This window comes from bacterium (assembly GCA_030685015.1).
In the GTDB taxonomy this organism is placed as follows: Bacteria; CAIWAD01; CAIWAD01; order CAIWAD01; family CAIWAD01; genus CAIWAD01.
In genome coordinates, this window is the sequence record JAUXWS010000011.1 from 1 (window position 1) to 9403 (window position 9403).

Here is a 9403-nt window from a genome sequence, read left to right on the forward strand (position 1 = left end):
CACCGCATGGAGGGTTGGGTCCAGAAGGTTCCCGTTCCGGACCAGAACCGTTGGCCAAGTGTGTTGATGTAGATGACGCGCCAGTACAGGTGCGCGTCTTCCGGCAAGGTGATCGTGCTCCGATAGGTGGTTGTGCCCACCTGGGTTTCGATGAGCGGATGGGCCATGCCCGGGTTGTCCGCCACCTGCAGAACCCACGCGTGGTATCCGTTCTTGGGCAGCCAGGCGAAGTGGGTCCCTTGCACTGGGACGAGGTGCTGTCCTGGCGTGGGCGTGATGAGCTCGGGCGCATCCATGGCGGACGATCCCAGGGCGATGGCCAGCAGGAGCAGGGCGGTGTAGATGCTTGTCTTCATGATTTGTCTCCTTTACTTGTGGTAAAAGCTTCTGTCGGGGTTTGTAACCCGGTCACAGCTTGTACTAGTCCTTGGCAAAAGTCAAGTCGGATCGGCTTGATCATCAAGCTCTTTCGCTATTGGCGATAGTGGCGGCGCGCCCGTGCCTCGGCGCGCAGGGTGGCCTTCTCGCGATCCTCCTGTGATTGCCACCAGCGCTGGCGGGCACGGCACGTGCCCAGCGTGCCAGGGTCCTGCACCTGGTGGCCTTGGCCGCGCAGGGACTGCCGTCGCCGGCGCTGGGCGCGGCGCTTGCGGGATTCCCAGGTCATGGCTTGTCCACCAGCGCCTGGGTGTTGTGTCGTGCAACCCGCGCCCCGCAGGCCTTGCATCGTGCCCAGCGCTTGCTCGTCGCCCGCGTGCCGTGGCCGCACTCGGGGCACATGGACCCGTTGAGCAGTAGCAGCGCCACAAGGGCTTCCACGCCATCCTTGGTGGCGAGGATGTTGGTGCGCGGTGTCATGGCTTCGGCCCCTGGGCGGCGAGCCAGAGCAGGATGAGGAAGACGGTCCCGCTGATGGCGGTCTTGGCGGCGCGCCGGCGGTATCCGGCGCCCATGTCGTCGGCGATCATGGACACGACGGCCATGAGGACAATGACGGCGAGGAGCCAGCCTGCCCAGTTCATTGGGGGTCCTCCGCGTTGGGCGTGGGCCCGCTGGCGGACTCTTCGGCCAGCATCCGGCGGCACGCCTCGCTGAGAGTGATTCCAGGCTCCAGGCAGGAATTGTCCGCCATGGGGGCTAGGTGGTCCATGCGGTCGATGAGCCGCGTCAGCTCGTCGATGTGATCCCTGAGATGTCCGGCGGCGGCTTGCGCGAAAACAGTCTCTGCCTTGGCCAGCTTCAGCTCGGCCTCCAGTTCTGCCAGCCGGCTAATGGCGGCCGCGTCCCGGGTTTCCTGCGCCTGCAGCAGGCGCACCAGCTCGCTGGCCGTTCCGCCGTAGCCCGGCTCCAGGAGGACTTCCAGCTTGCGGGTGCATTCGCACAGGTAGCTGACCTGGCGCTTGAGTTCGGTCAGGTCATGCATCGGGCGTGTCCTTCTGCGCCAGGGTGTCGCGGTAGCGAAGACACGCCGCCCGCCGCGTCTTCTGGTGCGCGAAGAGACCATACACGCGACCATTGACCCGCTTCGGGGGGATACCCACCCGCTCCCGCTCTTCGTCGTCCGTCTCGGCAAGCGCCGCCCGCACCACGGCGGTCATGGCATTGACCTGTGCCTCCAGCTTGAGCGCCTTGTCGCGCAACGCTTCGCGCTCTTCGGCCAGCTCCCTGTTCGTGAGTTGCAGCCTGCGCACCTGCGCTTCATGCCTGCGCACACCAGTTGCCTGATTCATGTTTGCTGTCCTCCATGTTGTGCTTTGGTTGTCTTCACCTGCGCCACCAGGTCGCATAGGCTTGCCTGCTTTGCCGCGCCTGCTTCCCCATTCAGCGCCACATCCAGCTCGCGGGTCAGGCGATTCACGTCCTCCAGGGCCTCGGCTTGGCCGGCTATCAGCTCGGCCTGCTGTGCCGCCAGGTCCTGCAGTCTTTCCCAGGAATTGAAGTGGGCGCGCTGGGAGGGGTTGGTGCTGCGGATCCGCATCAGGCCAAGCCAAACTTGGAAGCGGTCATCTTGGGTGGAGCGCATGACGAGGGTGAGGTTCTTGGTGGACACCCAGCCGTTCTTCCCAATCAGCGTGGCCACCAGCTTGCCGTCGGGCAGTTCAATGATCTGGCGAACGCGGGACGTGGGGCCGTTGTAGGGCGGTCCACCGATCACAGGGTGGTAGCGGACCAGGTCGCCCGCACAGAACACGTGATCAGGCATGGGGCTTCCTTTCCTTGGCTGTGCCAATGGGCTTCAGCTCGCGGATGACGGCCTTCACCACGCTGGTCTCGCCCCAGCGGGCGCGCAGCATGCGCACGGTGCCTTCCAGGTCTTGCTGGGTGACGTGCCCGGTCACGTGGATGAGCAGGGAGTGGACGGCGGGGCGCTTCATTCCTGGGCCCTCAGAAGACCCAGTTTGTACTCCTCTTCACGAACGAAGAGGCCGGTGAGCGACTGAAGAGATCCAACAAGTCGCATCGCTTCCTTCTGCTCGGGGAAGTCAACCCCGCTCAGGATATTGGATAGGGCGTTCAGGTTGGTTTGCAGGCATTGGGCTGGCAGAACGCTGGGGCGGTGGAGCCAAACTTCTTCGACGTGGCGATTCCACTCTTCTTCATTGGGGGCACGATCATGAGCCGAAGCGTCTGTCCTGGCGACATCATTCGTGTTGGATTTCACCAAGTGGTTGTGAGTTTCGTCTACGACACGACCAGGATCCAGGGGGTTTTCTTGGACCCCGACGGGCACGCCGTCGCCGAGGATATTGTCCTCTTGGACGGGAAGTGGGATTGGGCCGACCTGGGTGTGAGCCGCGTCCCTGCTGACCTTTTCGAGCATTTTTCCCCCTTTGTCGAAGTCTTGCGCAAGGCTGAGGGGTCGCATCGATTCAAGCGGCGTTGAAGCTTTCACGAATCAGACCCATCACCATCTGGCGCATTGTTGATTACTGGGCAGCCCAGCAGGCAGTTGCCGGCGGCCGTGTACTCGCGCAGCTCCTCGGGCGTCACCACCACCAGATCCATGGTGCGGGCGTAGGTCCGCCAGCCGGGGCATGGCTCCAGCACGGCGCAGCCGTGGGCCGTCAGGTGGTCCACTTGTCGGGGCGGGTTGTCCTGGGACAGGGGCCAGGCCGCGAAGCGTGCCCAGCAGCCTGCGATGATGGCGGGGTTGACGGTGAATGGAATGTGCTGGCAATACTGCTTGGAGGATCCATCGGCAATCTTGGGGCCGGCGCATGGCACGCACATGTCCCCTGGGATCATGGATTTGGTGAACGCGCCCATCTCGGTATGGGTCAGGGGGGTCATGGGCGGGGTCCTCCGATACCGCCGGGTCCGGTTCCGATGATGGCCGACCGCTGCCCAGTGGTGAATTGGCTGGCCGGCGTGACAAAGGAGCGGCCGGTTCGATCGAACCAGATGAGGCGCCAGTGGTGGGTGGTCACGGGCGCCAGATTGCTCGCCGTGTAAGCCGTGTAGGTGCCCGGCAACTGGGCCTGCAGGACGATCTGCGTGAACTGGGCCGTGAGCGAGAGCTGGACGCTCACGCGCGCCATGCCCTCGCGCGGCAGCCAGCGCAGCGTGACGGCATGGGGGGTGACGTCGCCGTCACCATCCAGCGGATGCAGCAGCTCCTCGCCCCGGGGCTCGATCCCCACGACCATGCCCTGCACGGCGGTAAAACTCTTCGAGCCCGGCGTGATGGCATCCAGCGTGTACCAGCCGTTGTAGGTTCCGCTCCAGCCGAAGTTGAGGTGCTTGTAGCCGTCGGACCGCCAGCCATCCAGGTTGAAGGCATGCCCGCCGCTGGGCCCTTGTCCCCGGTGGACGATGGGCCGCCCGGCGCGGATCTCGTCCTCGATGAGGTTTTCCCACGTCTCCGGCGGGGTGGAGCTGCGCCACACCATGCGCGCCGTGTCCCGGTAGCGCAGGTAGAGGCGCAGGGCCGTGGCCACCATGGCGCTCTGGGCGCTTGAGCCGCGCGGCCCGTAGTTCATGCGCACGCCCACGCCCGCCAAGTAGAGCAGGCGCGCCGCCGCGGCCGTGGCGCCCACGGGGCGCATGTCCTTCCAGGCGGGCGTCTCGGCCAGCATGTCCAGCCCGATGCCGCCATAGACCGGGTGCTCGTACCACGGGTGACCCTGCCCGCGCCAGGGGTGCTGGTGGTGGAACAGCACCTGCGCCATGGCCGTGGCCACACAGCCGGCGTAGGCCCGGCCGGCGGGCCCGGCAGGATCCACCGGGCAGTGGGCGTTCCAACCGGCCCCTTGGCCCCAGCGCGCGGCCAGGAGGGCCGGCAACTCCTCCACCTCATCCAGTGCCGCGCGGCCGCCCGGTTCCAGGAGCTCGTCCCACATGGCGCGGAAGGGGTTGTCCAGGGCGGCGCGGCCCTCGCCGGGGGCCTGGTGGATCTGGAGGATCTCGATGCCCCAGTCCGCCAGCATCTGGATCAGGCCGGGGGGCAGCCCTTCCCTGGTGGTGACGGGTGGGGGGAACTCGCCCGCGCGTGCCCAGCCCAGGATGGGCCGGGCCTGGCGGTCGCCGGCGACCAGGGCCCAGCCCGTTCCGCCCGTGACGATATGGATGCCTGGCTCGTCGTCGTCGAGGACGATGGTATCCGCGACGACGACCTCCCGGGGATCGATGGCTTCGGCGCGGGCGCCGGCCACGCGCGTGAGCCAGGCAGCGCCGGCGGCGCGCGCCAGCTCAGGCGTGATGGGTTCAATCATGCGGTGGCTCCTTCAGGTTGTGGAATGGCGGATAGGGGGCGGAGCGGGAGCGTGTCCAGGGCGATGGACACCTCGGCCATGGACATGGCCAGGTCCAGGACTGACTGCCAGTCATGCGTGGGCCACCAGGTGGCGTCCTGCGTGCTGACGATGATGCCCTTCTCCTTGAGCGTGTCCATGGCGGGAAGCACCTGGCTGGGCGCAAGGCTCGTGGCCAGGACCAGGTTCTGCGTGGTGGAGTGCTTAGGCCCCAGGAGGCAGATGGCGGCGAGCACGCGCCGTGCACGGGGGCTGATTGCGTCCAGCTGCGGCGGGCTGGCGGCGGCCCACTCCCCGTCGGCGCGCTCGCGCAGCTGCCGGTAGGTTTCGTCGGCGCGGCCGATGGTCGCTGTGGCGTGCCCACACTTGGGGCACCAGCGCAGCTCGGTGGCCTCGTGCTCCGCGCCTTTGATGGTCGACTGGATGTGGTGCCGGATGTCGGTGTTGCCGCAGGCGCAAGGCCCAGGGGTTGGCATGCGGTCGCGCATGGTCACTCTCCTTCAGGTGGGCGTGTGTGGAACCGGCACAGGGCCATGGCCAGGGCCGAGTTCCACGTGGAGCTGTGGGGTGGCCGGTCCGCCAGTTGGCGCTCGGTGCAGGGATCCCAGAGGCGGATGCTGCCGCCGGTCTTCCCCGGGGCGGGCTGCTCCAGGATCTCCAGCTGTCGCAGGTGTGGCCGCAGGATGGAGACCAGATCTTCCAGGAGGCGCTCGGCATGGACGCGCGGGAGGTCGGGCAGCACGCGATCCGGATGGTCGGCCTGCCAGCGGATGATGAGGCAGCAGTCGAACGCCTGCTCCGCGGCGGGGGTAGTGGAGAGCGTCTGGGTCATGGCAGGTCCGCCGGGGCTTGGTCCAGGAGGCGGGCCATTTTGGCGGCCACCAGCTCGGGCGGATAGACTTCTAGCAACCACTCACCCACCTGATGGGCGACCAGGCGGTAGGCCTCGCGCTCGCCGTACTTGGTGGCGCTGCGGGCAATGACCAGGACCCGGCCGTTCACCTGCACGCGGCCCTCCCAGCGCTCGCGTGAGCCACGGTGCCCGGGCTGCCGGCTGGAGACACGGTACAGGTAGGCGCCCTCGGCAATCCGCGCTGCCAGCGTGTCCGGCGGCTTGCCCGCGGCCACACGTCGCAGGGCGCGCAGGGTACGCATGGCTTGGGCACCGGGGCTTGTGCTGCGTGTCATGGCCGTTTCTCCTGGCTGGTGGAGCGGACCATGTAGCGGGCCAGGACGGGCGTGAGGCGTGGCCGCTTCTCACCCGTGGCGCGGATCAGATCCAGGCGATTCTGCAGGTGCGCTTCCAGCTCGCTTGCCAGTGCCTGGAACGCGTACTCCGACACCTGGGTGAAGCCCGCCTTGGCGGCCAGCTCGCGCACCTTGCTGCGGTTGATGAGGAGGATGCGCGGCTTGCTGCGGGGCCGCCGCGTCTTCGGCGTCTCGCTGCCGGCCGGATCCAGTGGACCGAAGGGGTCGATGGCCGCGTTGGTCATGCCGCCCTCCGGATCGCGCGTAGGATGTCTGCGGCCACTGGCGGGACAACCGCGTTCCCAAGCAGATGGATGGCCAGCCGGCGCTGGGGTGGCAGCTGGTAGGAGGCGGGGAAACCCATCCCGGCACGCAGCTCGGCTGGGGTCAGCATGCGCATGTGGTCGTTGTCCACGAGGGCCCAACGATCCAGAGTGGTGATGGTGCCCAGGGGTAAGTCCAGGCTGCGGCCCGATTTCCAGCTTCCGTAGTAGCCCATGAGAAATCGAGGCCCCAACTCACGGCGCCCGCGCTCAATCCGTGCAAGGGTGGCCGCGGCGCGGCCTGGCTTGTTGACGACGCTCCAGCTTCCGCCTTCCGGATCCAGGATGACTTTGGCCGGTACGTGTGGCTGGCGGCCAAGCTTCAGCTTCAGAGGAGAGCGGCTGCGCGTGGCCAGGATGAACAAACGGCGACGATGCTGGGGCACGCCGTGGTCGGCCGCATCTACCAAGTGGGGCGCCATTGCGTAGCCCAACGCCTCCAGGGCGGCGCGCCAGGCGCCGAACAGGACCCAGTTGGCGAACTCGGGCACGTTTTCCACCAGCACCATGGGCGGTCGGTGATACTCCGCGGCGGAGATGACGGCCCAGGCAGTGGACCGCGCCGCGTCGTGGTGCGGTCGGTCCTTCCCGCGTGCCCTGCTGTGGCCTTGGCATGCCGGGCTGGCCAGGAGGATGTCGTGGGCCGGCACCTGGGACCAATCTGCCTGGTGGAGATCCTGGCAGAGGTGCTGCGCCCCTGGGTGGTTGGCTGCATGGATCGCTACGGCGGCAGGCCAGTGGTTGCCTGCCCAGAGCACATGGACACCCGCCAGTTCTGCGCCAGTGGTGAATCCGCCGGCACCAGCGAAGAGGTCGATGGCTGTCATTGCCTCGCCTCCCGGCCTGGCGCTCCCCATTTGCGTTCGCGCAGCCATTCGAGCAGGTCCAGCCCATCCGTCGGCCCCTGGCGCCACTCGGCGTCAACGCGGCGGCGCACACGGGCGCGGGCCCGCCGGGCCTTCACGTCCTCGCGCAGGGTCGTTGGCATGCCCGCCATGAGGCGTTCGGCAGCCGCGCGCATCTCCTTGTCGATGGCGATGAGGGTTTCAACGGTGCCTGTGTAGGGCCGTCCCATGAAGGAGTGGGCGGCCTCGTGGCGGCAGGTGCGCTCAGGCATGGTGGGCCTTCGTGCACGCGCTGCAGAGGTCAGGTTCAACCCAGTAGCAGCCGCCGGCGCAGGCGTGGTGCTCCGTGCAGCCACAGACGCGGCAAGCCGGGCCAGCGACCTGCTGTGGGCGGCTGGGACGCTGCCTTCGCGCCTTGGGCATGCCTTGCCCGGGGTCTTCCTGCCCCTGGTGCTGGGCGCGCAGAAAGGCATGGATCTGGCCGGTGATGCGCTTGGCGGCGCTGGTCAGGTGCTTGTAGTCCACGGGGCCATGGGTGTCGATGGCGCTCTTGACGGCGCCCCGCACCAAGCGGTCCAGCTCGGTCTTCGAGACGGTCCGACAGCGCAGGGCCACCAGGTGCGGCAGTTCGTCCAGCGGCGTGGTGCGCGGGACGTTTAGGGCATCCATGACGGCGGCCAGGATCTCCGCGTAGGTCGGGCCGGACCTGCCGGTCTTGGTCGCAGGGCGTGGGCAGGCGCGGGACTGCTGCTCCCAGGCTTGCTGCTGGACCTGCCCCACGAGCAGGCTGTCGTGGGGTGTGAGGTCGCTCCGTCGCCGGGCAGGCGATTGGGGTTTCACAAGGCCCTCCAGTCTCGTTTGGGGCGTCGCTTATCCCGGGCCAGGACGACCCGGGGGTCATTGGCGGGGAGGGTACGCGCGCGTTTGCCCTGGGCGAGCAGCGCGCAAGGCTTCCAGTCGATGACCAGTCCATTGCTGCCATCCGGCCAGACCTTCACCCGGCAGGTGTAGCGGCCCAGGTTGGGCAGCGACAGGAACTCGTCCGCGTCCAGCTCGTCCAGCTGGTACCGCAGGACGTCCAGCACGTCGCGGACGGCGCGCTCGGCCTCCAGGACCGTGTAGCCGTGCATGGCGCGCAGGTGGTCGATGAGGATGCGGCTGGTCATGTCAAGCGTTCCCGAAGGGGTCGTCTTCTTCGGGGTCGTCGATGATCGAGTCCAGGTTCTCACCCTCTCCTTCGTTTTCCTGATGAAGCCACCCGCCATGTATCAGCCCACCCGCGCCCGCGGTGGAATCCGCCGGCGACGCGGTCTGCGTTTCGGCCGTGGTCGCGCACGGGGTCGGCTGCGGGATCTGCGGGGCCTCGCCCTTGCCGGTCCAGACCAGGGTCACGCGACCGGTCAGCTCGTCGAAGTCGCCTCGCCAAGGCATCTCATGGGCGAAGAGGGGCCAGCGGCCGCGCAGGCCGTTCAGGTCTTCCACCGGCTGCTTGAGCTTCTTGAGCTGGCTCTTCACCAGGGCAATGGTGACCTGCAGCTTGAGCAGGTCGCGCGTCTTCTCGGCGGACTCCAGGCCGGTCCGCGCCTCCTCGGCCTCGCGCAGGAGGCCTCCGAAGAAGCGGCTCCAGTAGACGCAGCTGGTCATCTCCTGCTGCTGTTGCAGCTCCTGCACCAGGCGATCGTAGGCCGTGCAGTCGGAGGTGGTGGGTCCGCCCTTGCCCTTCGGCTTGGACTCCTTCTCCGCGCCGCCCGTCTGCGCGGACTCCTGCTCCGTCGTGGCGGACATCTCGGGGTTCAGCGGGACCACGTTGTCCACGGTGGTCTTCTTCGCGCGTGCCATGGGGTCTCCTCTTGGCTGTGTTGGGGTGTCACTTGGTCAGGGGCTTGCCCAGGTAGGCCTGGGACGCGTTGTCGAGGTGCTGGATGGCGTCTTGCCGCAGCGTGGTCTCGCGCTGGCGGCTGGGCTCCATGACGTGCAGGAGCTCGCGGGCGGCGGCGATCTCGTGGAGCATGACGCCCACCCGGGCGATGCTGGGCGCCAGGGTGTTCCGCGCGTCCAGGCCGGCGCCATCCGCCACGCGTTCGGCCAGCACACTGGACTCCAGGAAGCCCAGCTCTCCCGTCCCTTGGATGGCTTCTGCCACCAGCTTGAGGGCGGCCGCCGCGGCCTCGGAGGTCTGGGCGGTGGCGGCGGATGCGTCCATCAGCCCGCGGGACAGGTGGGTGCGCCAGGCCAG

Annotated in this window: 21 protein-coding genes; all 21 read right to left on the bottom strand. The window is 67.8% G+C overall.

Translation table 11 applies throughout. The annotated features are described in order from the left end of the window. The coding region (locus tag Q8O14_00860) for a hypothetical protein (GenBank protein ID MDP2359290.1) at positions 1-356 on the bottom strand (356 nt) is incomplete at its 3' end. 116 nt (positions 357-472) lie between these two features. Continuing rightward, on the bottom strand, positions 473-667 hold the full coding sequence (locus Q8O14_00865; GenBank protein ID MDP2359291.1) for a hypothetical protein: 195 nt from the start codon (positions 665-667) through the stop codon (positions 473-475). Further along, positions 664-858 (bottom strand): hypothetical protein, encoded by a 195-nt coding sequence (locus tag Q8O14_00870; protein ID MDP2359292.1) that lies wholly within the window; start codon positions 856-858, stop codon positions 664-666. Before Q8O14_00870 ends, Q8O14_00865 begins: the two co-directional genes overlap by 4 nt. Continuing rightward, positions 855-1022: a hypothetical protein gene (locus Q8O14_00875; protein MDP2359293.1), complete on the bottom strand. Its 168-nt coding sequence runs from the start codon at positions 1020-1022 to the stop codon at positions 855-857. The genes Q8O14_00870 and Q8O14_00875 overlap by 4 nt, the downstream gene beginning before the upstream one ends. Then, positions 1019-1423, bottom strand: coding sequence for a hypothetical protein (locus Q8O14_00880; GenBank protein MDP2359294.1), 405 nt, complete (start codon positions 1421-1423; stop codon positions 1019-1021). Before Q8O14_00880 ends, Q8O14_00875 begins: the two co-directional genes overlap by 4 nt. Then, the gene (locus Q8O14_00885; GenBank protein ID MDP2359295.1) at positions 1416-1730 is read right to left on the bottom strand and encodes a hypothetical protein; all 315 of its coding nucleotides are present in this window, start codon (positions 1728-1730) and stop codon (positions 1416-1418) included. Before Q8O14_00885 ends, Q8O14_00880 begins: the two co-directional genes overlap by 8 nt. Further along, positions 1727-2203 carry a hypothetical protein gene (locus tag Q8O14_00890; protein MDP2359296.1) on the bottom strand — a complete coding sequence of 159 codons (477 nt, stop codon included), beginning with the start codon at positions 2201-2203 and terminating at the stop codon, positions 1727-1729. The genes Q8O14_00885 and Q8O14_00890 overlap by 4 nt, the downstream gene beginning before the upstream one ends. Next, positions 2196-2375: a hypothetical protein gene (locus Q8O14_00895; protein MDP2359297.1), complete on the bottom strand. Its 180-nt coding sequence runs from the start codon at positions 2373-2375 to the stop codon at positions 2196-2198. The genes Q8O14_00890 and Q8O14_00895 overlap by 8 nt, the downstream gene beginning before the upstream one ends. Continuing rightward, positions 2372-2893, bottom strand: coding sequence for a hypothetical protein (locus Q8O14_00900; GenBank protein MDP2359298.1), 522 nt, complete (start codon positions 2891-2893; stop codon positions 2372-2374). Before Q8O14_00900 ends, Q8O14_00895 begins: the two co-directional genes overlap by 4 nt. Beyond that, positions 2890-3291 (bottom strand): hypothetical protein, encoded by a 402-nt coding sequence (locus Q8O14_00905; GenBank protein ID MDP2359299.1) that lies wholly within the window; start codon positions 3289-3291, stop codon positions 2890-2892. Before Q8O14_00905 ends, Q8O14_00900 begins: the two co-directional genes overlap by 4 nt. Beyond that, a complete protein-coding gene (locus tag Q8O14_00910) occupies positions 3288-4712 on the bottom strand; it encodes a C10 family peptidase (GenBank protein ID MDP2359300.1) in 1425 nt (474 codons plus the stop codon). Before Q8O14_00910 ends, Q8O14_00905 begins: the two co-directional genes overlap by 4 nt. Continuing rightward, positions 4709-5239 carry a hypothetical protein gene (locus Q8O14_00915; protein MDP2359301.1) on the bottom strand — a complete coding sequence of 177 codons (531 nt, stop codon included), beginning with the start codon at positions 5237-5239 and terminating at the stop codon, positions 4709-4711. Before Q8O14_00915 ends, Q8O14_00910 begins: the two co-directional genes overlap by 4 nt. A 2-nt stretch (positions 5240-5241) precedes the next feature. Next, positions 5242-5583 (bottom strand): hypothetical protein, encoded by a 342-nt coding sequence (locus tag Q8O14_00920; protein MDP2359302.1) that lies wholly within the window; start codon positions 5581-5583, stop codon positions 5242-5244. After that, positions 5580-5939, bottom strand: a complete 360-nt coding sequence (locus Q8O14_00925) for a hypothetical protein (protein ID MDP2359303.1) — start codon at positions 5937-5939, stop codon at positions 5580-5582. The genes Q8O14_00920 and Q8O14_00925 overlap by 4 nt, the downstream gene beginning before the upstream one ends. Beyond that, a complete protein-coding gene (locus Q8O14_00930) occupies positions 5936-6244 on the bottom strand; it encodes a hypothetical protein (GenBank protein MDP2359304.1) in 309 nt (102 codons plus the stop codon). The genes Q8O14_00925 and Q8O14_00930 overlap by 4 nt, the downstream gene beginning before the upstream one ends. Then, on the bottom strand, positions 6241-7149 hold the full coding sequence (locus Q8O14_00935; protein MDP2359305.1) for a DNA cytosine methyltransferase: 909 nt from the start codon (positions 7147-7149) through the stop codon (positions 6241-6243). The genes Q8O14_00930 and Q8O14_00935 overlap by 4 nt, the downstream gene beginning before the upstream one ends. Further along, on the bottom strand, positions 7146-7439 hold the full coding sequence (locus Q8O14_00940; GenBank protein ID MDP2359306.1) for a hypothetical protein: 294 nt from the start codon (positions 7437-7439) through the stop codon (positions 7146-7148). The genes Q8O14_00935 and Q8O14_00940 overlap by 4 nt, the downstream gene beginning before the upstream one ends. Further along, positions 7432-8007 carry a hypothetical protein gene (locus Q8O14_00945; protein MDP2359307.1) on the bottom strand — a complete coding sequence of 192 codons (576 nt, stop codon included), beginning with the start codon at positions 8005-8007 and terminating at the stop codon, positions 7432-7434. The genes Q8O14_00940 and Q8O14_00945 overlap by 8 nt, the downstream gene beginning before the upstream one ends. Beyond that, entirely contained in the window at positions 8004-8333 is a 330-nt protein-coding gene (locus Q8O14_00950; GenBank protein ID MDP2359308.1) for a hypothetical protein, read from the bottom strand. Before Q8O14_00950 ends, Q8O14_00945 begins: the two co-directional genes overlap by 4 nt. Before the next feature lies 1 nt (position 8334). Then, entirely contained in the window at positions 8335-9006 is a 672-nt protein-coding gene (locus tag Q8O14_00955; protein MDP2359309.1) for a hypothetical protein, read from the bottom strand. Positions 9007-9034: 28 nt separating this feature from the next. Beyond that, on the bottom strand, positions 9035-9403 hold a 369-nt coding region (locus Q8O14_00960), incomplete at its 5' end, for a hypothetical protein (protein ID MDP2359310.1).